Below are 21885 nucleotides of genomic sequence, written 5' to 3'. Positions count from 1 at the left end.
GCGGCTCCACAGGGCTGCCCTGCACAGGCCGGCCCCCACGCGCACTGCACAGAGTCCGATCCCGACCCCACGACGGCGACGCGCTGCGGCACCGTTGCGGCCATGGGAAAACCGCCTCATGTCGTGCCGGAGTCGCTGTCCCAGCACGCCTTCACCACCGCTCAGGCGGCCGTCGCCGGGGTCAGCCCCGCTCAGCTGACACGAGGGCCCTATGTGCGGGTCTCTCGCGGGGTCTGGCAGGCCGGCCAGCGCGATGCGGTAGCCGACCATGTCCGGGAGCTGCGCCGCCTGCTGCCTGCCATGCTCCAGGCCCAGCCCGGGGCGGCGGCCAGTCACGTGACGGCTGCGGCGCTGCTCGGTCTGCGGGTGCCGAACCGGCTGCGCATGGCCTGGCCGATTCACCTGGTCTCCCCCGATCCCAAACTGCTCATGCGATCTCCCGGGATCATCGCCCACCGCCTGCTGCCCCGGCTGACTCCGCTGATCGAGTTCGAGGGCGTCGTCGTCACCTCCCCTGCGCGGACCGCAGTGGATCTGGCCGGTGCCGCTCAGGGCCGCTGGCCGCTGCTCGACGACGACGCCCTGGTCGCCGTGCTCGACGGCATCATCTGCACCCACACCACCGGCATCCGGAAGGATCTGCCGGCACTGAGGTCTCGAGAGCAGCTCGAGCGAGAACTGCGCGAGCTGCCGGGAGTGCGCGGAGTCGCTCGGATCAAGCGCGCCCTGCAGCGCACGGCGGCGGCCGTCGACTCCGCGCTGGAGACCGAGGCGCGCCTGTGCCTCGAGCGCTTCGGGGAGACCCGCTGGGTCACCGATCTGGAGGTGAGCGCGCCGAACGGATCCTGCTTCTGGCCCGATCTGGCCGATGACGAGGATCGGGTGAGCCTGCAGGTCGAGGGGCCGCATCATGCCCGCGGGGATCAGCTGCGCAAGGACATCCTGCGGCGTCGGCTCACCGAGGCGGCAGGGTGGCAGGAGCTGCGGGTCACCGCAGAGGACCTTCGAGGCCACCGCCCGGCGCTGATCGACATGATCCGCCGCGCCCGCCGCCCCTCCCCCTTCGCCGAGTGATCACTGAGTTGCGCAGAGGGAGCGAACAGCGCAACCCAGGATCCACTCGGCGGTCTCAGAGGTGGTCGCGCAGCCAGTCGCGCAGGACGATCGCGTGGTTGTGCTCGTCGTCCTTGGCGCCGTAGAGCAGCGTGACCTGCTCGGGGCGCTCATCGCGCAGCTTGGCGGCGAGGTCATGGGCTGCGTCGTTGTCGTCGAGCTCTGCGCGATAGCGGTCGCCGAACTCCTGGAACTTCTCCGGGTCATGGTCGAACCACTTGCGCAGGTCGGTGCTGGGCGCCACATCCTTGGGGTGCCCGTCGAGCTCGGCGTCGTCCTTGGACACCCCGCGCGGCCAGAGGCGGTCGACGAGCAGCCGGACGCCGTCGTCCGAGGAGGGCTCGTCGCGGACCTTCTTGATCTCCACATGCGTCATGCCCCGACCCTACGCGCCCCTCCCCTCCCGCCGAGTGGATACTCAGTTGCGCTATCGGGGCGAACAGCGCAACTGAGTATCCACTCGGCGGGAGGGTGGGAGGATGGCGCGGTGCGCTCCGACCGATCCGCCGCCCTGCCAGCATCCCGGGACCGCCCCGCGGACTCCGACGGCCTGCCGAAGGGCGAGTGGGCGCGGACGGTCGAGGAGGGCGGCTACGAGCTGCACGTCGACGGCATGCCCTCGCCGCTGGTGCCCTCCGTGGTCATGGCCGCGGTGCTGGTCGCGACGCTGCTGCTGTGCGCCGCATGGTGGGACCGGATCCCCGAGCAGGTCGCCGCCCACACCGACGCCGACGGCCAGGTCACCCGCTGGGAGCCCAAGACCCTAGGCTCGGTGCTGGTCGGCCCGCTGCTGGGGGCCAGCGGCGTCCTGTTCGCCTCGGGCCTGACGACGCTGGTCACCGCAGTGGGCCGACCTCGTCCCCGGAACCCCTTCGCCGATGGACTGGGACCGCTGATCCGCATGGCTGTGCAGAACCGCCGCCTCGCCGCCGCCGTGGCCTGGTCCCTGCTGCCGCTGGGCACCGCGATCTGCGCGATGAGCGTGGCCGGCTGGGCAGACGGCTCAGGGCAGATCCGCGGTACCTGGCTGCTGGGCGCCTCCATGCTTGCTCTGCCTCTGATCGCCGCCGCTTGCCTCCGCGGAAGCCGGGCTGATGTGCTGCGCGAGCTCGACGCACTCGAGATCCCCCTCGGCGAGCACTCGCGAGAGGACCTGCATCGATGGCGCATCCCGGGTCTGGTCGATGACCCCGAGCTTCCGCTGATGGTCCAGAACCATCCGTCGAACTGGACGCTCAATGTGGCCCACCGGAGGGGCAAGGTCCTGTGCTGGATCTTCCCCGTGGGCTGGCTGCTGCTGGGTCTGGCGCTGCTGGTCGGGCCCCTGATCGCCTGATCGAACCGGACTTTCCGCTGCCGTCGTTCCAGCCCCCCCCCCCGGCCGAGTGGATGCCCAGTTGCGCAGAAGGGCCGAATTGCGCAATTGAGTATCCACTCGGCGGGGTGGCAGGACGGGGCGGGGAGAGTCAGTCTCGGAGGCCGAAGGAGAGGTGGATGCCGTCGTCGTCCCAGCGCCGCACGCCGATGCGGTAGACGGGCTCCAGGACCTCGGCGCGCAGCACCTCGTCCGGCGTCCCGCGGGCGGCGATCCGGCCGTGGTCCAGCAGCACCAGTTCATCGCAGTACTGCGCCGCCAGGTTCAGGTCGTGCAGCACCACGATCGACGTGCGGCGCAGCTGCCGCACCGTGGAGAGCACCTCGTGCTGGTAGCGGATGTCCAGGTGATTGGTGGGCTCGTCCAGCAGCAGGTGCTCCGTCTCCTGCGCCATGGCCCGGGCGATCATGACCCGCTGCTGCTCGCCGCCGGACATGGCCGACAGCGGCCGCTCGGCCTGGGCGAGAAGGCCCACCTGCTCCAGAGCGGACTCCGCGGCCGCATGATCGGCGGCCGCCGGGCCGCCCAGCCCGCCGCGGGGCAGGCGCCCCAGCATGACCATCTCCGCTGCGCTGAGCTCGACCACGGGCTCGTGCTCCTGGACGACCACCGCGATGCTGCGCGCGATGTCCCTGGCGCTCATCCCGGCCAGATCGCGCCCGTCGACCATCACCCGCCCGGAAGCCGGCCGCAGGCGACCATGCAGAAGCCGCAGCAGCGTCGACTTGCCGCTGCCATTGGGTCCGATCAGACCCATGAGTCGCTCGGGCACCGACACCACGTCGATCCCGTCCACCGCGGGGCCCCGGCCGTAGGAGAAGGACAGCCCGGTCCCCTCGATCACTGCTGGAACTCCTCCACGATCCGCTCCAGACCGTCCACTGCCTGCGGAGTGGCCGGCTCCGTCATGTTCATCGGCATGGCCAGGATCCGGTCCTCGACGACCGCGGAGATGCCGTCGGTGCCGGGGATGTCCGAGATCGAGTCCTCGACGGCCTGAGGGTCGCCCTCCGAGTAGAGGACGATCAGGACGTCGGGATCCCGCCCGGCCAGCTCCTCGGGAGTCACCTCGGCCACGCGCTCGTCGAGGTCTGCGAAGACGTTCTCCAGACCCGCGGCCTCCAGCTGCGGCGCGGCCATGCTGTGGGCGCCGTAGGCATAGGTGGTGCCGCCGCCGACCGTGGGGTAGAGCACCGCGGCGGTCAGGGGCTCTTCCTGGTCCGAGGCGGATCCGTCGACCTGCTCCTCGACGGCCGCCACACGATCCTCGAGCTCGCCGATGTTCTCTTCGGCCTCGTCCTCGCGGTCGAAGACCTTCCCGTACAGCCGCAGCTGGTCGTAGACGTCGTCGAACCCGGGATCCTCGATGCCCCCTGGGCACAGCGCCGGCTCCTCGAGCAGCGGGATCCCCACCGACGACAGCGCGGAGGCATCAAGGTTCTCCGCCTGTCCCATCACGACGTCCGGCTCCTGGGCCATGACGGCCTCCTGGGACACGCTCAGATGCCCGCTCGAGTCGACGTCGCCGCCCAGCGAAGGGATGGCCTCGACCTCCTCGCGGGTGGTCTCGTCGTAGGACTCCAGCGGATAGGCCCCGGCCTTGGCCTCGACCCGGTCGAGCACACCGAGCTCGTGCAGCCCCGGTACCGACGCGGACTTGAGCAGCACGAGCCGCTCCGGCTCCTGCTCGAAGGTGACGTCCTCCCCGCAGCTGTTCACGGTGACCGGGTAGTGCCCGCCGCCTCCGTCGGACTCGGAGTCCTGGTCCTGGGAGCAGCTGCCGAGCAGAAGTGCGGCCGCGGGCAGCACGGCGGCTGCCGACAGGACGGCGGCGCGAGAACGGGACGGCGAGTGCATGGAGCTCCGATCAGCGAGAGGAGGACCCGGCGCGCATGCGCCGGATGAGGAGGAGGAGGAAGGGGGCGCCCAGCATCGCGGTGATGATGCCGATGGGCAGCTCCTGGGGCTGCAGCACGGTGCGCGCGGCCAGATCCGCCAGGCTCAGCAGCAGAGCGCCCAGCAGGGCCGCCACGGGAATGGCGGCGGTGTGAGCCGCGCCGACCAGTCGCCGGGCCAGGTGCGGCATGATCAGCCCCACGAACCCGATGCTGCCCGAGGCCGCGACCAGCACCCCGATGCACAGCGAGACGAGCACCAGCAGCAGGGCCCGCGTGCGCTCCGGCGACACGCCCAGCGAGTGCGCGGTGTCGTCGCCCAGGGCCAGAGCGTCCAGGCGCCGCCCCTGGAGGCTCAGCACGACCACGGTCACCGAGGCGATGACGACGACGGCGGCCAGCGGCGTGCCCCACGACGCCAGCGACAGCGAGCCCAGCAGCCAGAACATGACCGAGCGGGTGCCCTCGGCGCTGCCGCTGGCGAAGATCAGGAAGCTCGTCAGCGCGTTGAGCGCGTAGCCCACCGCGACCCCGGCCAGCAGGAGCCGAACCGAGGTCAGCCGGCCGCCGGAGCGGGCGGTGGCGTAGACGAGCACGGAGGCTCCCAGAGCGCCCAGGAAGGCCATGGCCTGCAGGGCGTGCTCCCCGCCGCCCAGGGTGAACCCGAAGAGGATCGAGGCCGCCGCGCCGCAGGAGGCTCCCGAGCTGATGCCGAGCAGCTGAGGATCGGCCAGCATGTTGCGCACCATCGCCTGCAGGGCCATGCCGCACACCGCCAGCCCTGCCCCCACGAAGGCCGCGAGCACCACGCGCGGGGCGCGGACCTGCCAGACGATCGCATCCTGCGTGGCGCTGGCACCGGGCCCTATCTCCACCCCTGTCAGGTGCTCGACGAGCACGCCCAGCACGCGCACGGGTCCGATGCTCACCGACCCCACGCCGACTGCCAGCAGGAGCGCCGCGCACAGCGCGGCGACCAGGGCGATGATCCACAGGACCGCGCGTCGGCGGCTGCGCGAGAGCACCCGCCTGATCCGCGAGCCCGCGACTGGCGGGCTCGTCTCCTGCGTCACGATGCGGCCCCTCCTTCGGCTTCAGAAGCCTTCACTGTACTGACGATCCCGCAGTGCGCGATCCGCTGCCGTCCCACCTCAGGGCCGAGCCGTGATGAGGTGCTGGGGCACCAGATCGTGGCCCGGGACGACCCCTCGATCGCGGTCCAGCTCCCACAGCTGCTCGAGCAGACGCACCCGCACGTCCCGGAAGCCCGCGGCGCGGATCCGCTCAGTGAGCTCCTCGACGCTGCGGGCCTCGGCCAGCGGCAGCACCGAGCGCACGGCAGGGTCGTAGTGCTCGCGAAACCCTGGAGTCGGGTTCGCGTCGATCCCCCGCGGGAACCACAGGCCGTCGACCGCGACGAGCAGCCCCGACGGTCGCAGCGCGCGCCGCCAGGCACGCAGGGCGTCATCGGGCGAGCGCAGGGTCCACAGCAGGTACCTGCTGACGAGGACGTCGAAGGAACCGGGCGCCACCGGAGGCTCGGCGGCATCTCCCAGGCCGAACTCCACCGCCAGGCCCAGCTCCGCAGCCCGGTCCCGGGCGATCCCGAGCATGGCCTCCGAGAGGTCGATCCCCGTGACGCGGTGGTCCAGCTGCGCCAGCTGCAGGGCCATGTAGCCGCTGCCGGTGCCCAGATCCAGCACGTCCTGGGGCTGAGCGGGCATCACCTGCTCAAGGATCCCCCGCCACGCGATCCGATCCGCCTCCACGCGTGCTTCGCGCTGCTGCTGGCGGTCGTACTCCCGCGCCCGCTGGTCCCAGTAGTCGGTGATCCGGCGCTGGACCTCGTGCCCGCTGTCCGGCCTGAATCGACGTCCGGGGGTGTGCTCGCAGGCCTCCGCACGGTGCGTGTCGAGCCTCTCTCCGGGGGCTGGTCGGTGCGGGTGCAGTTGCCCACCGATGGGCGTACGACCAGTCATCTCTGTCTCCTCGTCGGGCATCTCAGACGGCACGGCAGACCGTGAGCCCCTGTCCCTCGTCTCCCCCGCATCGAGTGGATGCCCCGTTGCGCTGTCGGGCTGAACAGCGCAACGGGATGTCCACTCGGACGATGGAGCGGAAGCGGCAGGACGGCTCACGCGGGCGCACGTTCGCTGCTCGGCGACGCGTCCGATAACTGCCGCCGCTGCGGCGAGAGCAGCTCGTCTGCGATCAGCACGGCCCACATGGCCAGCAGGAACGGCCAGGTGTAGGTGGGGATGGGGGTGGGGTCCAGCACCCAGCGCAGACCGACGGCTGCGGCCACGCCGATCGCCGCGCAGACCAGCCGGTGGACCAGGCCGCGTCCCGGGCAGAAGATCGCCCCCAGGGCGATCGCGACGAGCACCGCGCTGTAGCCGATCAGACCTGTGGACACAGGCACGATGTCGCCGGTGAGGACGAGACCGAGCACCAGAGCGAGAAGCGAGCCGAACAGCCCCCACAGCCCCACGCGCAGCGATCCCACCAGCAGCGCCGCGAGGATCACCAGCCCCGGGACCAGGCCGTCCGCGAGCACGACCTCGGCGAAGGGGTTCAGCATCCCGAGCAGCGATCCCTGCACGGCGCCGGCCGAGGTCGTCGTGATGCCAGGCTCGACGATCGGCTGCAGCACGCCGAAGAGCAGTCCCGCCACGAGGCAGAAGGGCGCGGTCGAGACCGGCAGTCCGAAGCGGTGCAGCGCGGCCGTGTCGAACAGGCCACGGAGGACCAGGTGGGCCGGGATGCAGGCCAGCGCGCCGACCACTGTCATGGCGATGGACAGTGCGGTCTCGTTGAGCTGGATGGTCGACAGCGAGGCCGCTGCGCCGACCAGGGCGCCGTTGTAGCCCATGAGCCCGTCTCGGACGAGCTCTCGCTCTCCGATGACCCATGCGGCCAGCGTCTGGACGGCACAGCCGATCACCACGAGGACCGCGGTGCGGGGATTCGCCACGGCGATGCCGATCAGCAGCAGCGCTCCGGCGGGAGCGCTGCGCAGGAAGAAGATCTGGGAGATCCCGTACAGCACGGTGCGGACAGCGTTCATCATGTGAAGCCTCTCAGCGGGGCGTCGGCAGGACGCAGCAGAAGGGTCGGGGCCCGGTCGTCACGGGCGCCGCAGGTCGAGCGGGGGCTGATCGCGCCAACGGGCCCGCAGCAGGTCGACGACCCCGCGGTGCAGCGCGGCGATCGCGCCCGTGGAATCGGCCAGGGAGCGGATCGCGACGCACCGCAGGCCGTCGGGATGGGGAAGGCCGCCGCGGGTGATCCCGGACAGCGTCGCCGAGTCCTCCACGGACGAGGCCAGCTGCTCGTACAGCTCGTCGTCCAGGCGCCGATCGGCGATCAGCAGCTGGCCCGTGTGGCTGCGGCCCTCCATCATTCCCGAGCCGGTGATGGCCTGGCCCGCGTCGGGGACCATGCGCAGCTGATCGACGATGAGCTTGCGCCGGTGCTCGTCGTCCTCGACCTGGACCTCTGTGCGCAGCCGCACCTCGTCGAAGCGGAACGGCTCGCCGTCCGGCGACCACCCCGGGGTGATGATCTCGGCCATGACCAGCGACGCGGTGGGGTGCATCCGCACGAGCGTTCGCTGGCGGTAGGAGCCCTCGCGATAGACGATCAGCTGGTCCGGCAGGTGCTCGAGCACCGCCCCGGGGCCCAGGCGGACCTCCAGGTCCTGCCGCGCCGGGCCCTGCGGGGTCCGATACACCTTGGTCGCCGACTGCGTAGTGGACAGCAGCGAGGCGTCCTGACCCACCTCGAGCTCGAGCTCGTAGCGGTCCGCACCGAAGTACGCCCCACCCGGGTTGATCACCGGGTAGCAGACCTGCCCGGTGCCATCCAGGTGCAGCGGCTTGAGGATCCGCAGCGCTCCGTCGTGGAACTGCCGGGCCGCGTAGGAGCGGCCGTCGCGCTGCTCGATCCGCAGACGCAGCTGCCCGGTCGGCGGAGCGCTCGGCGACTGCTCGTCCTGCGAGGGGCCCGCAGCCTGCTCAGTCAAGGTCGAGCATCAGGACGTCGGAGCGGATCCAGTTCATGACGGAATCCAGGCCCTCGTCCGTCTTCAGGTTGGTGAACGCAAAGGGCTTGTCCTTGCGGAAGACCTTGGAATCGGCCTCCATGACCTCCAGGTCCGCGCCGACGTGCGGGGCGAGATCCGTCTTGTTGATCACGAACAGGTCCGACTTGATCATGCCCTGCCCCGCCTTGCGCGGGATCTTCTCGCCCTGGGCGACGTCGACGATGTAGATCGAGAAGTCCACCAGCTCAGGGCTGAACGTCGCCGAGAGGTTGTCTCCGCCGGATTCCACGAAGATGACGCGCACGTCCGGCAGGCGCCGCTTGAGCTCCTCGATCGCGGCCTCGTTCATGGAGGTGTCCTCGCGGATCGCCGTGTGGGGGCAGCCGCCCGTCTCCAGGCCGATGATCCGCTCCTCCGGCAGCACCGATTCGCGGGCCAGGATCTTGGCGTCCTCGATGGTGTAGATGTCGTTCGTGATCGCGGCCATCGAGATCTCCTGGCTCATCGCACGCGTCAGGCGCTCGATCAGCTGGGTCTTCCCGGCGCCCACGGGGCCTCCGATGCCGATGATGACGGGGTCCATGGCTACTTCTCCTCCTGCGTTGCTGTCTGTGCTTCGTGTCTTGTCGGCGCAACCGGCGCCGAGCGCATCAGCTCATGAAGAGCCGAGCGCGCTGACGCTCGTGGTGCATCTGCGCGATCTCCAGCCCCGGGGCGATCGCACCCAGGTCCTCGCGCTCCAGTCCCCGGGAGACCTCGACGGCCCGGCGGGTCCAGTCCTGCGCAGCGCGGATGATGCGCTGCCCGGCGCTCTGTCCCAGGGGGATGCCGCGCACCGCGTTCTGGGTCAGAGAGGTCGCCGTGGCCTGGACGTGGGCCGCCACGGCGGTGTCCTGACCGAGCCCCAGCTCGCGGGCGAGGACTCCCCAGACGACGGCCTGATGGCCCTGCATGCGTCCGGCCTCGACCTCCGCCGCACAGTGCAGCGTCCACGGTCCCGGATAGGACGCCGCGCCGATGCTCAGCAGGCGACGGCCCATGGTGATGCCGCCGTCGCGCACCTGCTGCGGCAGCGCCTGGACGGTCGCCAACTCATCCAGGTCGACGACCTCCTCCACCTCGCGCGCGGCGTAGACGAGGCGGATGGCCAGAGCATCCGTGTAGGTCAGCTGCTGATCGGCGAACATCTGCAGCCACTCGGCGAAGCTGCCCTCGTCGTGGATCTGCCCCCGCTGCATGTAGGTCTCGAATCCCAGCGACTGGCTGAACGCGCCTGTCGGCAGGGCCGAGTCCGTGAGCTGCATCAGGCTCAGCAGCGGATCCGGCCCGGACGCCGCCGCGGTGATCGGTGTGTCTCTCATCTAGTGCGTGTGCTCCGCGTGGCGGAAGGGCTCGGGCATGACCCTCTCCTGGCGCTCGAACGGAATGCCGTGATGCACCAGGAAGTCCTCGACGGTGTGGTCGTAGCGCACCACCATGACTTCGGCGCCGTACGGGCTCTGCGCGTCGAAGAACTGCGCCGGCAGGTGCCGGTTGCCCAGGCTGTGCGCGGCGAAGGCCATCTCCACGATGCTGCGCGCTGCGATCACCAGGACGTCCGTGGGCAGCAGCGAGACCACCACGGCATTGCCGTCGGCCTCCTCGCCCTCGACGGCCAGGATGTCGCCGTCGCCCAGATCGGCGCTGCCGCGGGGCAGGCGCAGCCCGATCTCCCGGTCGTGGTCGGTGCGCACGCGCTGGATGCGCTTGGACAGATGCTCGTCCGCCAGGACCACGCGCTCGACGTGCCGCCGCCCCACCAGGGCGCGCCCGGCCTCGTCGTTCATGCTGCCGAGCAGCTCGGTCACGATCATCGCCGCGACTCCTCTCGTCGTCGGTCCTGCCCGCGGCGGACGCTGCGTCCGCCGCGGGCAGGGTGAACGGTCACGACCTCAGAAGAGGAAGTACCGCTGGGCCATGGGCAGCTCGGTCTGCGGCTCGCAGGTCACGACCTCGCCGTCCACGGAGACCTGGTACGTCTCCGGGTCCACGACCAGCTCGGGCGTCTGACCGTTGAACTTCAGGTCGGCCTTGCGCAGGGTCCGGATGTCGGAGCAGGCGCGCACGACCTTGCGCAGCCCCAGCTGGCGCGGCACGCCCCGCTCGATCGCCGAACGGGACAGGAACGTGATCGAGCCGGCCGAGACCGCATCCCCGTAGGCGCCGAAGGCCTTGCGGTACCAGCGCGGCTGAGGCGTGGGGATCGAGGCATTGGGGTCGCCGAGGACCCCGTGCACGATCGTTCCGCCCTTGAGGATCATGTCCGGCTTCACCCCGAAGAACTGCGGCTCCCACAGCACCAGATCCGCGAACTTCCCGACCTCGACGGAGCCGACCGAGCCGCTGATCCCCTGCGCCAGCGCCGGGTTGATCGTGTACTTGGAGATGAACCTCTTGATCCGGTGGTTGTCGCCCGTGCTCCCCTCGTCCTCCGGCAGCTTGCCGCGCTGGCGCTTCATGGAATCGGCCACCTGCCAGGTGCGCAGCACGACCTCGCCCACGCGCCCCATGGCCTGGGAGTCGGAGGAGGTCATGGAGAAGATGCCCATGTCATGCAGCACGTCCTCCGCGGCGATGGTCTCCTTGCGGATGCGGGAGTCCGCGAACGAGACGTCCTCCGGGAGGTCCGCGCGCAGGTGGTGGCACACCATGAGCATGTCCAGGTGCTCCTCCACCGTGTTGCGGGTGTAGGGCAGCGTGGGGTTGGTCGATGCCGGCAGGATGTTCGGCTGCGAGGCGAGCTCGATGATGTCGGGAGCGTGCCCGCCGCCGGCGCCTTCGGTGTGGAAGGTGTGGATCACCCTGCCGGCGATCGCCGCCTTGGTGTCCTCCACGAACCCGGCCTCGTTGAGGGTGTCGGTGTGGATCGCGACCTGGACGTCGTACTCGTCGGCGACCTCCAGGGCCGTGTTGATCGACGACGGCGTGGCGCCCCAGTCCTCGTGGATCTTCAGCCCGATCGCACCGGCGCGGATCTGCTCCGCCATGGGCTGGATCGCGGAGCCGTGGCCCTTGCCGAGCAGCCCGAAGTTCATGGGGAAGTGCTCGAAGGAGCGCAGCATGCCGTGGATGTTCCACGCGCCGGGCGTGATCGTGGTGGCCTTGGTCGACTCCCCCGGGCCCGTCCCGCCGCCGATCATGGTCGTGATGCCGGAGACCAACGCCGTCTCGATCTGGTCCGGGCTGATGAAGTGCACGTGGGTGTCGATGCCGCCGGCCGTGAGGATCTTGCCCTCGCCCGCGATGATGTCCGTGGCCACGCCGATGATGATGTCGACGCCGTCCATGGTGTCCGGGTTGCCGGCCTTGCCGATCTTGAAGATGTGCCCGTCGCGCAGGGCCACGTCGGCCTTGTAGATGCCGGTCCAGTCGATGACCACCACGTTGGTGATCACGGTGTCCGGGATGCCGACGTCGCGGACCAGCTGCCCGTTCTGGCCCATGCCGTCGCGCACCACCTTGCCGCCGCCGAACACCGCTTCCTCGCCCGGCGTGGTCAGATCCTGCTCGATCTGCGCGAACAGCTCGGTGTCCGCCAGTCGGATCGCATCCCCGGTCGTGGGCCCGTAGAGGCTCGTGTACTGCTCGCGGCTCAGCTCGAAGCTCATGTCGTCCTGGTCCTCTCGCGCTCAGCGCGTCTCATTGGAGTAGTCGGTCTCGGCGCGCTCGCGCAGCCGCTGCGGGGCGTCCCCGGCAGCATGGCGCCGGTTGCCCGAGTAGTCCTCGGACCTGATCTGGGAGACGTCCGCGGCCTCCTGGGGATCCAGGCGGCCGTCGACCAGGTCGCGGAACCCGTGGACCACGCGGTCGCCGCCCAGCGGGATCAGCTTCACGGTCGTCGAGTCGCCGGGCTCCAGCCGCACGGCGGTGCCGGCGGGGATGTCGAGGCGGCGCCCCAGGGCGGCCTCGCGATCGAAGTCGAGCGCCCGATTGGTCTCGGCGAAGTGGAAGTGCGAGCCGACCTGGACGGGCCGATCGCCCCTGTTGAGGACCTCGAGCTCGATGGCCTCCCGACCGGGATTGCACACGACGGGGTCGCTGGCGAGGACGTACTCTCCGGGCTGCATGACGGTCTCCTTCAGCGGATCGGGTCGTGGACGGTCACGAGCTTCGTGCCGTCGGGGAAGGTGGCTTCGACCTGGACGTCCGGGATCATCCCGGGGACGCCCTCCATGACATCGTCCGCCGTGAGGATCGTGCTGCCCCAGCTCATCAGGTCGGTGACGGTGCGCCCGTCGCGGGCACCCTCGAGCAGCTCGTAGGTGAGGATCGCGACGGCCTCGGGGTGGTTCAGCTTGAGACCGCGCGCCTGGCGGCGTCTGGCCAGATCGGCGGCGACGACGACCAGGAGCTTCTCCTGGTCCTTGGGCTGAAGGTGCATGAGCTTCCTCTGCTGGCTCGAGGGCCCGAGCCGACGACGTGCCGTCGGATCGAGCCGTTCGGATCGATGCGTGTCGCAAGCCTTCTCGACATGCGGGCAATAGGTCTACTCCTCTTTTGTTGCCGTCGCGTGACGGAATGGCTTCGACACTCCGACAGCCGCCTGAGTCTTCCCCGACGACCTCCTGCACACTCCCGCCGAGTGGAACCCCAGTTGCGCTGTTCGCTCCGATAGCGCAACTGGGGATCCATTCGCGCCAGGTGGGGATTCCTGTCAGGTGAGGGCAGACAGGAGCGCTGAGACGCAGGCGCGAGTCATGGGAGACTGGTCTCCATGGCTGACAACACTCAGGGCACAGACACGCCCACCACGATCACGGTCCCGGACAAGCCCGCCCTCGAGGGCCTCGAGGAGAAGTACTCGCAGCGCTGGCGCGAGCAGGGCACCTACGCCTTCCAGGAGGGCACCCCGCGCGAGCAGGTGTACTCGATCGACACCCCGCCGCCCACGGCCTCCGGCTCGCTGCACGTGGGCCACATGTTCTCCTACACGCAGACCGACGTCATCGCCCGCTACCAGCGCATGACCGGCAAGAACGTGTTCTACCCGCTGGGCTGGGACGACAACGGCCTGCCCACCGAGCGCCGCGTCCAGAACTACTACGGCGTGCGCTGCGATCCCTCCTACGCCTATGTGGAGGGCTACCGCCCGCCGGAGAAGCCGGCCAAGAACCAGCGCGACTGGGATGTGGTCTCCCGGCAGAACTTCATCGAGCTGTGCGAGGAGCTGGCGGTCGAGGACGAGAAGGTCTTCGAGCACCTGTTCGCCACCCTGGGCCTGTCGGTCGACTGGACCCGGACCTACCGCACGATCGACGACCACTCGCGCCGCGTCTCGCAGCTGGCCTTCCTGAAGGACCTCCAGGCCGACAACGCCTACATGGCCGAGGCCCCCACCATGTGGGACGTCACCTTCCGCACGGCCGTGGCACAGGCGGAGATCGAGGACAAGGAGCGCGAGGGCGCCTACCACCGCGTGGCCTTCCACCGCCCGGAAGGGCAGAAGGTCTTCATCGAGACCACCCGCCCCGAGCTGCTGCCGGCCTGCGTGGCCCTGGTGGCCCACCCCGACGACGAGCGCTACCAGGAGCTGTTCGGCACCACCGTGCGCTCGCCCCTGTTCGACGTCGAGGTCGAGGTCAAGGCGCATCACCTGGCCAAGCCGGACAAGGGCTCCGGCATCGCCATGATCTGCACGTTCGGCGATCTCACCGACGTCACCTGGTGGCGCGAGCTCGAGCTGCCCACCCGCGCCCTGATCGGGCGCGACGGCCGCTTCCTGGCCGAGCAGCCGTCGTGGATCGCCGACGGCGCCCCGGCTGAGCGCTACGCGAACGTGGCCGGTAAGACCGTGTTCTCCGCTCAGCAGGCTGTGGTGGAGATGCTCACGGAGTCCGGCGACCTCGAGGGCGAGCCGAAGAAGATCACCCACCCGGTGAACTTCTACGAGAAGGGCGACAAGCCCCTCGAGGTCGTGACCTCCCGGCAGTGGTACATCCGCAACGGCGGCCGCGACGCCTCTCGCCGCGAGAAGCTTATCGAGCGCGGCCGGGAGATCGAGTGGCATCCGTCGTTCATGCGCTCCCGGTACGAGAACTGGATCGAGGGGCTCAACGGCGACTGGCTGGTCTCCCGCCAGCGCTTCTTCGGCGTGCCGATCCCCGTCTGGTACCCGCTGGACGCCCAGGGCGAGCCGGTCTACGACTCCCCCGTGCTGCCCGACGCGGCCGCGCTGCCGGTCGATCCCGCCGCCCAGCCGGCCCCTGGGTACACCGAGGACCTGCGCGACGTCCCGGGCGGCTTCACCGGCGACCCGGACGTGCTCGACACCTGGGCGACCTCGTCGCTGACGCCGCAGATCGCCACGGGGTGGGAGACCGATCCGCAGCTGCACGCCTCCACGTTCCCCATGGACCTGCGTCCGCAGGGCCACGACATCATCCGCACCTGGCTCTTCTCGACCGCCGTGCGCGCCGAGACCCTGGCCGGCTCCGTGCCGTGGCGCCACACCGCGCTGTCGGGCTGGATCCTGGATCCGGACCGCAAGAAGATGTCCAAGTCCAAGGGCAACGTGGTCGTGCCGAACGAGGTCCTGGAGAAGTACGGCGCCGACGCCGTGCGCTACTGGGCGGCCTCCGCACGCCTGGGCGCGGACACCGCCTACGACGAGGGTCAGATGAAGATCGGCCGTCGCCTGGCGATCAAGCTGCTCAACGCCTCCAAGTTCGTGCTGAACCAGGGCGTCACGGAGGCCTCGGTGCTGGGCACCGGAGCCGCTTCCGCCGGTGCCGATCCGTCGGTGATAGTCAACGGCCTGGATCGCGCCCTGCTGGCACGTCTGCGCGAGGTCGTGGAGCAGGCGTCGAAGGCCCTGGCAGGCTATGAGTACGCCCGGGCGCTGCAGCTCGTGGAGTCGTTCTTCTGGTCGTTCACCGACGACTACGTCGAGCTCGTGAAGGACCGGGCCTACGGCGCGCAGGGCCCCGAGCAGCAGGCCTCCGTGCATGCCGCCCTGGCCACCACCCTGGATGCACTGCTGCGGCTGTTCGCCCCGTTCATCCCCTTCGCCACGGAGGAGGTCTGGTCGTGGTGGCGCGCAGGCTCCGTGCACCGCGCGCCGTGGCCGTCGGCCGAGTCCCTGGGCCAGGCCGATCAGGCCGATCCCGAGATCCTCACCGCCGTGGGCGTGGCACTGTCCGGGCTGCGCAAGTCCAAGTCCGAAGCCAAGGTCAAGCAGCGCACGGAGGTGCTGTCGGCGACCATCACGGCCCCGGCCGCCCAGGTCGAGCAGCTGCAGGCCGGGCTGGGCGATCTGAAGGCGGCCGGCAACGCACGCGAGCTGACCGTCGTGGAGGGCGAGACGGGCGATGCCCTGCTGCTGGTCGGCGACGTCCGGCTGGCTCCCCCGGAGGAGACCGACCAGTCCTGATCCGCTGGCACAGCACTACGGCCCCCGCACCGATCGGTGCGGGGGCCGTAGTGCTTGCTCGGCGCCTCATCGAGTTGCGTCGGATACTGGCCGACGCCTGCCCCGTCGACCACGGCCTTCGTCAGCCACGGGCGTGACGGCGGCCGTCGTCGGGGCAGTCCCGGCGAGCGCGGCCGGAGTCCTCAGCTGAAGTCCGGGCCCTTCTCGCGGCCGCGCTTGAGCTCGTAGAACCCCGAGTAGCCCGACAGGGTCAGGGCGGCGTCCCAGATCTCGGCCGCCTGCTCGCCCTTGGGAGCCGGGGTGAACACAGGGCCGAAGAAGCCGGTGCCGTTCACGGCGATGCACGGGGTGCCGATGTCCTTGCCCGCGACGGCCTGAGCCGCCTCGGTGGACTCGCGCAGGGCGGCGTCGAAATCGGTCGAGTCCTTGGCCTCGATCAGCTCGGCCGGCAGGCCGACCTCCTCGAGGGAATCGGCGATGGTCTCGACCATCTTCTTCTCGTCGCCGTAGCCCTGGACGTGCCAGCGGGTTCCCATGGCGTCGTAGAGCTTCTTGCGGTACTCGTCGCCGTGGGCCTGCGCGGCAGCCTGGATCACGCGGACCATCCACATCGACTCGTCGTGGCCGTGGTGGTGGTTGTCCGGGTTGTTCTCGTTGAGGATGCCCAGGGAGATGATGCGCCAGTCGACCTCGACATCGCGGCGCTGCTGGACCTCGCCCATCCACCGGGAGGTCATCCAGGCCCAGGGGCACAGGGGGTCGAACCAGAAGTCCACCTTGTCAGACATGCTCACTCCTTGATCAGCGGCGAGGTGCCGCCATGTGCGGGGGCGGCCGACCCGGAACAGGGCCCGGCCATCGCTGCCCAACCTATGACGCACGGACGGCACAGGTCGAGGCGTCCGCTGACAGCGTGATGACGTGCAGGATCCGACCGCCCGCCGCATGTGCGCAGCCTGCCCGCCCCTCAGGGACGCAGACCGTGGAAGTAGGCGCCCACGAGCCAGCTCAGGTCCACGGGCATGGTCTGCGTCACGGTCTCCGGGAGCGGGCGGGTGACCACCGCCAGGCCGAAGTAGAACTGCGCAGGGCTCAGGTCCTCCCGCACCAGCCCCGCCTCCTTGCCCCGACGCAGCAGCGCGCCCAGCCGGTCGAAGAGCCGGTCCCGCAGCTGCAGCACTCGGTCCCAGCCCGCCTCCTCGAACGCCGCCTTGCGCTGCGGGTCGGCACCTTCCACCAGAGCGCCGATCCGCAGCCGCCCGAGCTCGTGGGCGGCTGCCTGCCACGTGGCCCGGGGATCCTGATCCCACGCCGTCTCCAGCTCAGCGGCCGCCGCTTCGACCTTCTCGACGACGGCCTCCATCACCCCCAGGTAGAGCTCCCCTCGCGTGGGGAAATGGCGGTAGAGGGTGCCGATCCCCACGCCCGCTCGTACCGCAACCGCGCTGAGCGGGACGTCCGTGCCCTGCTCGGCGAACAGCTCAGCCCCGGCCGTCTGCAGAGCAGCGCGCTTGGCTCGGGCATCGGCTCGCATGGTGGTCCTTCCGTGGTCATCTTCTCGGCTGGCAGGACTCTGACGCTCGGAACGCCGCCTCATGATCCTCGCACGGCCATGACCCAGCTCACCGGGCATGAGCATCGGATCTGCTTGCCTCCACCTTATCGGAGGAATAAGCTCCATTTAAGAATCGGAGGGAAATCCTCCACATGAACGAAGGGGCTTCTCATGTCCACCCCCGCCACCGAGGGCTCGCCCTCCTCGACCCGCCGCTCCTGGCTGGGCACGGGTCTGCTCATCCTGGTGCTGCCGATCGCGGTGTGCCTCATGCTGCTGGCCTTCCTCACCCCGGCCCTGAACTCCGGCCCGGAGGACCTGCCGCTGGCGGTCGCCGGCCCCGCCCCGGCCGTCGAGCAGATCACCGATGCGCTCGAGGAGCGCTCCCCCGGCGCCTTCGAGATCACCGAGTACGACGACGCCGAGCAGGCTGAGCAGGCCGTGGCCGATCGAGAGGCCATCGGTGCCGTGACGGTGGGACAGCAGGGTGTCGAGATCCTCAAGGCCTCGGGAGCCGGCACCCCCTACAGCACGATGATGGACGGCATCGCCACGGGTCTGGAGGAGCAGCAGAAGGCCCAGGCGCAGCAGGCACAGGGGCAGGAACAGCAGGCTCCGGCGCAGGGCGATCAGACTGCCGCTCAGGGCGGACAGGCGCAGGGCCAGCAGGCCCCGGCCCAGGAGGTCACCGTGCGCGACATCGCCCCGCTGACCGACGACGACCCGAACGCGACGGCCATGAGCACGCTTGCCCTGCCGCTGGCCTTCGGCGGCATGATCTCCGCTGCGGCCTTCACCATGCTGTCCGGGAATCGTCCCGCTGTGCGCGCCCTCGGCATCATCGGCTTCTCGGCACTGGCGGGCGTGGCCGTGACCTGGGTCCTGCAGAGCTGGCTGCACGCGGTCGACGGCGACTTCTGGGCCCTGGCCGGCGTGCTCGCGCTGGGCATCGCGGCGATCTCCCTGGCCGTCTCCGGGCTGCAGTCCGTGCTGGGCGGTGTCGGTCTGGCACTGGGCGCGGTCCTCATGATGTTCGTGGCCAACCCTCTGTCGGGCATGGCGACCGGCTGGCAGTGGCTGCCGCAGCCGTGGGGCGCGATCGGACAGCAGCTGCCGATCGGCGCCGCAGGCACCGCATTGCGCTCAGTGGCCTTCTTCGACGGCACCGGGATGACTCACGCACTGATCGTGCTCGTCTGCTGGGCGGCCGCGGGTCTGCTCCTCATCGCGCTGAGCGCGCTGCGCAAGCACAGGAAGAACCGCACCCGACGCGCGGACCCCTCCGCCTCGACGCGCAGCGCCTGAGCCGCTGAGCACCTGTGCGCAGGACAGTCCGCAGAAGAACAGGGCCCCGATCGCCGCGCGGCGATCGGGGCCCTGCTCATGTGTCTCTGCTTGCCTGCTCGTCGACGTCCGGGAGCCGGCTGCACGATCCGGAGACTGGGTCCGCTCCCCGCACACCGGGGATCAGCTCAGGCTCAGGCGGACTTGGACTCCTCGTCCGGGGCCATGAGGATCTGGGGCTCCACGCCGTCGGTGACGCACTCGGCCTCGACGATCACCTGAGCCGCATCCTCGAGAGTGGGCAGATCGAACATCACGGGGAGCAGGACCTCCTCCATGATGGCGCGCAGGCCGCGGGCGCCGGTGCCGCGCTCGTCCGCCTTCTGCGCGATCGCGGTGAGGGCCTCGTCGGTGAAGCTGAGCTCCACGCCGTCGAGCTCGAACATCTTGCGGTATTGCTTGAGCAGTGCATTCTTGGGCTCGCGCAGGATGCGCACGAGATCATCGGTGGTCAGCTCGTCCAGCGCGGCGATGATCGGCAGGCGGCCGATGAACTCCGGGATCAGACCGAACTTCAGCAGGTCCTCCGGCAGCACGGTGCCGGAGTGCATGGCCTTCTGCGGATTGAGGATCTGCTCCACCGGAGCGCCGAATCCGATCGAGGTCTTGCCGGCGCGGGATTCCACGATCTCGTCGAGCCCGGCGAACGCCCCCGCCACGATGAACAGGACGTTCGTGGTGTCGATCTGGATGAACTCCTGCTGGGGGTGCTTGCGCCCGCCCTGCGGCGGCACCGAGGCCACGGTGCCCTCGAGGATCTTCAGCAGGGCCTGCTGGACGCCCTCGCCGGAGACGTCGCGGGTGATCGACGGGTTCTCCGACTTGCGGGAGATCTTGTCGATCTCGTCGATGTAGATGATCCCGGACTCGGCGCGCTTGATGTCGAAGTCGGCGGCCTGGATCAGCTTGAGCAGGATGTTCTCGACGTCCTCGCCCACGTAGCCGGCCTCGGTCAGCGAGGTTGCATCCGCCACGGCGAACGGGACGTTGAGCTTGCGGGCCAGCGACTGCGCCAGGTACGTCTTGCCGGAGCCCGTGGGGCCCACCAGCAGGATGTTGGACTTGGCGATCTCGACGGACTCGTCGCCCTCGTCGGTGGCCAGCTGGAGCGGGCGGCCCTCCTGGGAGGCGCGCACCCGCTTGTAGTGGTTGTAGACGGCCACGGATAGCGCCCGCTTGGCAGGGTCCTGGCCGATCACGAACTGCTGGAGGTGGTCGTAGATCTCACGCGGCGTGGGCAGCGAGGAGTCCTCCTGGCCGACGGTCTCCGTCAGCTCCTCCTCGATGATCTCGTTGCACAGCTCGATGCACTCGTCGCAGATGTAGACGCCGGGGCCCGCGATGAGCTTGCGGACCTGCTTCTGGGACTTGCCGCAGAAGGAGCACTTGAGCAGGTCAGCGCTCTCGCCGATGCGGGCCATGGGGCTCTCCTTCTGCCGGGTGCTGCCGACGCCCCGAGTGAGGGCGCACGACGATGAGCGCCGGTCGGCGCTGACGCTTCCACGATACGCGAGGGGCGACGACCCGCCCAACAACATGACTGCGCCTGAGTGTCCGCCCGCTCGGCGGACGTCGCCGCGCCCGTCATGGGCCGACCGGGGCTCGAGGCGATGAGACGGCGGGAGGGCGAGGCGCCTGCGTGCGCCTCGCCCTCCCGCCGGAGGATCAGCCCTTCGGCCGATCCCGTGGTGTCACGGGGTGACGGTCTTGGGCTTGACCGCCTTGCGCGACTCCAGGACGTGATCCACGATCCCGTAGTCCTTGGCCTCTGCGGCCGTGAGGATCTTGTCGCGCTCGATGTCGCGGTTGATCTGCTCGGAGGACTTGCCGGTGTGCACCGCCATGGTGTCCTCGAGCCACGAGCGCATGCGCACGATCTCGTTGGCCTGGATCTCGATGTCCGAGGCCTGTCCGCCGCCCTGGCCCTGCATGGCCGGCTGATGGATCAGCACGCGGGCGTTCGGCAGCGCCAGGCGCTTGCCCGGGGTGCCGGCGGCCAGCAGCACCGAGGCGGCCGAGGCCGCCTGGCCCAGGCACACGGTCTGGATCTCGGGGCGGATGAACTGCATGGTGTCGTAGATGGCCGTCATGGCCGTGAACGAGCCGCCCGGCGAGTTGATGTACATGGTGATGTCGCGGTCCGAGTCCTGGGCCTCGAGCACGAGCAGCTGCGCCATGACGTCGTCGGCGGAGGCGTCGTCGACCTGGACGCCCAGGAAGACGATGCGGTCCTCGAACAGCTTGGTGTACGGGTTCTGACGGCGGTAGCCGTAGGGAGTGCGCTCCTCGAAGTCCGGCAGGACGTAGCGGGAGGAGGGCATGTGGGATGCCGCGGAGCCGGCGCCGTAGGCGGCGGCCATGGCCTGGTGGTTGTGCATGGAAGTCATCCTCGGTTCCTTCGGAAGATCAGCGGGCGTGGGCTGCGGGCTCAGGACTCGGTGTCCTTGCGGGTGCCGCCGCCCCCGGAGACGCCCGAGGCGTTCGCGGCGATGTGGTCGAAGAAGCCGTACTCCAGGCCCCGCTCCGCCGTGAACCAGTTGTCGCGGTCGTTGTCCTCGAGGATCCTCTCGATGCTCTGACCGGTCTGCTCGGCCGTGAGCTGGGCCAGGCGCTTCTTCATGTCCATGATCAGCTCGGCCTGCACGCGCACGTCCGAGGCCGTGCCGCCCATGCCGCCCGAGGGCTGGTGCATGAGGATGCGGGTGTTCGGCGTGGCGTAGCGCTTGCCGGGCGTGCCCGACGACAGCAGGAACTGCCCCATGGACGCGGCCAGGCCGGTGGCCACGGTCACGACGTCGTTCGGGATGAGCTGCATGGTGTCGTAGATCGCCATGCCGGCGGTCACCGAGCCGCCCGGGGAGTTGATGTAGAGGTAGATGTCCGCCTCGGGGTCCTCCGCGGACAGCAGGAGCATCTGCGAGCAGATCAGGTTCGCGTTGCGGTCCTCGACCTGCGAGCCGAGCCAGATGATGCGCTCGCGGAGCAGGCGGTTGTAGACGTAGTCGTCCTGGCCCATGGGGCCGGGCGTGGTCTCCATTCGCGGCTGCGACGAAGTCATGGGTGCGTCCTCTTCTCGGGGTCGTTCTGATTGCCTCCGACACTAATCCGGCGGCGGGGCCGCGCGGGGAGCTCGGCGGCAATGTTCGCTGA

The 21885-nt window shown here is 69.8% G+C and carries 22 protein-coding genes; 4 read left to right on the top strand and 18 right to left on the bottom strand.

All coding sequences use genetic code 11. The features are described from left to right. Positions 1 to 102 precede the first annotated feature (102 nt). A complete protein-coding gene (locus tag FFS25_RS11015; RefSeq protein ID WP_137802947.1) occupies positions 103 to 1074 on the top strand; it encodes a putative endonuclease domain-containing protein in 972 nt (323 codons plus the stop codon). A gap of 55 nt (positions 1075 to 1129) precedes the next feature. On the opposite strand, the gene FFS25_RS11010 is transcribed toward FFS25_RS11015, so the two are convergent. Continuing rightward, complete coding sequence (locus FFS25_RS11010; protein ID WP_137802946.1) at positions 1130 to 1489, bottom strand: DUF488 domain-containing protein; 360 nt, start codon at positions 1487 to 1489, stop codon at positions 1130 to 1132. Between the two features lie 111 nt (positions 1490 to 1600). Here FFS25_RS11010 and FFS25_RS11005 point away from each other — a divergent pair, with 111 nt between their 5' ends. Continuing rightward, positions 1601 to 2449: a DUF1648 domain-containing protein gene (locus FFS25_RS11005; protein ID WP_171004182.1), complete on the top strand. Its 849-nt coding sequence runs from the start codon at positions 1601 to 1603 to the stop codon at positions 2447 to 2449. A 130-nt stretch (positions 2450 to 2579) separates the two neighbouring features. Here FFS25_RS11005 and FFS25_RS11000 read toward each other — a convergent pair whose 3' ends face one another. From FFS25_RS11000 to FFS25_RS10945, 12 genes are all read right to left on the bottom strand, one after another. Continuing rightward, on the bottom strand, positions 2580 to 3332 hold the full coding sequence (locus FFS25_RS11000) for an ABC transporter ATP-binding protein (protein ID WP_137802944.1): 753 nt from the start codon (positions 3330 to 3332) through the stop codon (positions 2580 to 2582). Further along, positions 3329 to 4345 (bottom strand): ABC transporter substrate-binding protein, encoded by a 1017-nt coding sequence (locus tag FFS25_RS10995; protein WP_137802943.1) that lies wholly within the window; start codon positions 4343 to 4345, stop codon positions 3329 to 3331. The genes FFS25_RS11000 and FFS25_RS10995 overlap by 4 nt, the downstream gene beginning before the upstream one ends. 10 nt (positions 4346 to 4355) lie before the next feature. Further along, on the bottom strand, positions 4356 to 5456 hold the full coding sequence (locus tag FFS25_RS10990) for a FecCD family ABC transporter permease (protein ID WP_137802942.1): 1101 nt from the start codon (positions 5454 to 5456) through the stop codon (positions 4356 to 4358). A gap of 78 nt (positions 5457 to 5534) precedes the next feature. Then, a complete protein-coding gene (locus FFS25_RS10985) occupies positions 5535 to 6362 on the bottom strand; it encodes a class I SAM-dependent methyltransferase (protein ID WP_171004181.1) in 828 nt (275 codons plus the stop codon). Between the two features lie 155 nt (positions 6363 to 6517). After that, entirely contained in the window at positions 6518 to 7453 is a 936-nt protein-coding gene (locus FFS25_RS10980; RefSeq protein ID WP_137802940.1) for an urea transporter, read from the bottom strand. Between the two features lie 57 nt (positions 7454 to 7510). Further along, positions 7511 to 8407, bottom strand: a complete 897-nt coding sequence (locus FFS25_RS10975) for an urease accessory protein UreD (protein WP_137802939.1) — start codon at positions 8405 to 8407, stop codon at positions 7511 to 7513. Continuing rightward, on the bottom strand, positions 8400 to 9011 hold the full coding sequence (ureG, locus tag FFS25_RS10970) for an urease accessory protein UreG (protein ID WP_058871020.1): 612 nt from the start codon (positions 9009 to 9011) through the stop codon (positions 8400 to 8402). Before ureG ends, FFS25_RS10975 begins: the two co-directional genes overlap by 8 nt. Before the next feature lie 67 nt (positions 9012 to 9078). After that, the gene (locus tag FFS25_RS10965; RefSeq protein WP_058871021.1) at positions 9079 to 9789 is read right to left on the bottom strand and encodes an urease accessory protein UreF; all 711 of its coding nucleotides are present in this window, start codon (positions 9787 to 9789) and stop codon (positions 9079 to 9081) included. Beyond that, positions 9790 to 10281 (bottom strand): urease accessory protein UreE, encoded by a 492-nt coding sequence (gene ureE, locus FFS25_RS10960; protein ID WP_058871022.1) that lies wholly within the window; start codon positions 10279 to 10281, stop codon positions 9790 to 9792. It lies immediately after the preceding gene. Positions 10282 to 10359: 78 nt separating this feature from the next. Continuing rightward, positions 10360 to 12075, bottom strand: coding sequence for an urease subunit alpha (ureC, locus tag FFS25_RS10955; RefSeq protein WP_058871023.1), 1716 nt, complete (start codon positions 12073 to 12075; stop codon positions 10360 to 10362). Between the two features lie 21 nt (positions 12076 to 12096). Next, a complete protein-coding gene (locus FFS25_RS10950; protein ID WP_058871024.1) occupies positions 12097 to 12534 on the bottom strand; it encodes an urease subunit beta in 438 nt (145 codons plus the stop codon). An 11-nt stretch (positions 12535 to 12545) separates the two neighbouring features. Next, on the bottom strand, positions 12546 to 12848 hold the full coding sequence (locus FFS25_RS10945) for an urease subunit gamma (RefSeq protein WP_006215156.1): 303 nt from the start codon (positions 12846 to 12848) through the stop codon (positions 12546 to 12548). 333 nt (positions 12849 to 13181) lie between these two features. Here FFS25_RS10945 and valS point away from each other — a divergent pair, with 333 nt between their 5' ends. Further along, positions 13182 to 15836: a valine--tRNA ligase gene (gene valS, locus FFS25_RS10940; RefSeq protein WP_137802938.1), complete on the top strand. Its 2655-nt coding sequence runs from the start codon at positions 13182 to 13184 to the stop codon at positions 15834 to 15836. Between the two features lie 182 nt (positions 15837 to 16018). Here the strand turns inward: valS and FFS25_RS10935 are convergent, their stop codons facing one another. Both FFS25_RS10935 and FFS25_RS10930 read right to left on the bottom strand, forming a co-directional pair. Next, positions 16019 to 16624 (bottom strand): mycothiol-dependent nitroreductase Rv2466c family protein, encoded by a 606-nt coding sequence (locus FFS25_RS10935; RefSeq protein WP_137802937.1) that lies wholly within the window; start codon positions 16622 to 16624, stop codon positions 16019 to 16021. Positions 16625 to 16803: 179 nt separating this feature from the next. After that, a complete protein-coding gene (locus tag FFS25_RS10930; protein ID WP_006215153.1) occupies positions 16804 to 17370 on the bottom strand; it encodes a TetR/AcrR family transcriptional regulator in 567 nt (188 codons plus the stop codon). Between the two features lie 192 nt (positions 17371 to 17562). Here FFS25_RS10930 and FFS25_RS10925 point away from each other — a divergent pair, with 192 nt between their 5' ends. Then, positions 17563 to 18696: an ABC transporter ATP-binding protein gene (locus FFS25_RS10925; protein ID WP_249933877.1), complete on the top strand. Its 1134-nt coding sequence runs from the start codon at positions 17563 to 17565 to the stop codon at positions 18694 to 18696. Between the two features lie 173 nt (positions 18697 to 18869). Here the strand turns inward: FFS25_RS10925 and clpX are convergent, their stop codons facing one another. From clpX to FFS25_RS10910, 3 genes are all read right to left on the bottom strand, one after another. Next, the gene (gene clpX / locus FFS25_RS10920; protein ID WP_137802935.1) at positions 18870 to 20156 is read right to left on the bottom strand and encodes an ATP-dependent Clp protease ATP-binding subunit ClpX; all 1287 of its coding nucleotides are present in this window, start codon (positions 20154 to 20156) and stop codon (positions 18870 to 18872) included. A 270-nt stretch (positions 20157 to 20426) separates the two neighbouring features. Then, positions 20427 to 21113, bottom strand: a complete 687-nt coding sequence (locus FFS25_RS10915; RefSeq protein WP_006215150.1) for an ATP-dependent Clp protease proteolytic subunit — start codon at positions 21111 to 21113, stop codon at positions 20427 to 20429. A gap of 50 nt (positions 21114 to 21163) precedes the next feature. Next, positions 21164 to 21793 carry a ClpP family protease gene (locus FFS25_RS10910; protein ID WP_006215149.1) on the bottom strand — a complete coding sequence of 210 codons (630 nt, stop codon included), beginning with the start codon at positions 21791 to 21793 and terminating at the stop codon, positions 21164 to 21166. Positions 21794 to 21885: the final 92 nt, after the last annotated feature.

The organism is Kocuria sp. 2SI (genome assembly GCF_005502825.1).
Lineage (GTDB): Bacteria > Actinomycetota > Actinomycetes > Actinomycetales > Micrococcaceae > Kocuria > Kocuria palustris.
Note: the sequence above shows the minus strand (reverse complement) of the source record. Positions and strands in the feature narration are given on the sequence as shown.

Bases quoted from the DNA above. Each gene is read 5' to 3' on its own strand.
- ureG (WP_058871020.1), bottom strand. From the start codon at position 9,011: ATGGACCCCGTCATCATCGGCATCGGAGGCCCCGTGGGCGCCGGGAAG.
- clpX (WP_137802935.1), bottom strand. From the start codon at position 20,156: ATGGCCCGCATCGGCGAGAGCGCTGACCTGCTCAAGTGCTCCTTCTGC.
- FFS25_RS10930 (WP_006215153.1), bottom strand. From the start codon at position 17,370: ATGCGAGCCGATGCCCGAGCCAAGCGCGCTGCTCTGCAGACGGCCGGG.
- FFS25_RS10950 (WP_058871024.1), bottom strand. From the start codon at position 12,534: ATGCAGCCCGGAGAGTACGTCCTCGCCAGCGACCCCGTCGTGTGCAAT.
- FFS25_RS10935 (WP_137802937.1), bottom strand. From the start codon at position 16,624: ATGTCTGACAAGGTGGACTTCTGGTTCGACCCCCTGTGCCCCTGGGCC.
- FFS25_RS10965 (WP_058871021.1), bottom strand. From the start codon at position 9,789: ATGAGAGACACACCGATCACCGCGGCGGCGTCCGGGCCGGATCCGCTG.
- FFS25_RS10995 (WP_137802943.1), bottom strand. From the start codon at position 4,345: ATGCACTCGCCGTCCCGTTCTCGCGCCGCCGTCCTGTCGGCAGCCGCC.
- valS (WP_137802938.1), top strand. From the start codon at position 13,182: ATGGCTGACAACACTCAGGGCACAGACACGCCCACCACGATCACGGTC.
- FFS25_RS10985 (WP_171004181.1), bottom strand. From the start codon at position 6,362: ATGACTGGTCGTACGCCCATCGGTGGGCAACTGCACCCGCACCGACCA.
- ureE (WP_058871022.1), bottom strand. From the start codon at position 10,281: ATGATCGTGACCGAGCTGCTCGGCAGCATGAACGACGAGGCCGGGCGC.
- ureC (WP_058871023.1), bottom strand. From the start codon at position 12,075: ATGAGCTTCGAGCTGAGCCGCGAGCAGTACACGAGCCTCTACGGGCCC.
- FFS25_RS10910 (WP_006215149.1), bottom strand. From the start codon at position 21,793: ATGACTTCGTCGCAGCCGCGAATGGAGACCACGCCCGGCCCCATGGGC.
- FFS25_RS10980 (WP_137802940.1), bottom strand. From the start codon at position 7,453: ATGATGAACGCTGTCCGCACCGTGCTGTACGGGATCTCCCAGATCTTC.
- FFS25_RS10915 (WP_006215150.1), bottom strand. From the start codon at position 21,113: ATGCACAACCACCAGGCCATGGCCGCCGCCTACGGCGCCGGCTCCGCG.
- FFS25_RS10925 (WP_249933877.1), top strand. From the start codon at position 17,563: ATGTCCACCCCCGCCACCGAGGGCTCGCCCTCCTCGACCCGCCGCTCC.
- FFS25_RS10945 (WP_006215156.1), bottom strand. From the start codon at position 12,848: ATGCACCTTCAGCCCAAGGACCAGGAGAAGCTCCTGGTCGTCGTCGCC.
- FFS25_RS11010 (WP_137802946.1), bottom strand. From the start codon at position 1,489: ATGACGCATGTGGAGATCAAGAAGGTCCGCGACGAGCCCTCCTCGGAC.
- FFS25_RS11015 (WP_137802947.1), top strand. From the start codon at position 103: ATGGGAAAACCGCCTCATGTCGTGCCGGAGTCGCTGTCCCAGCACGCC.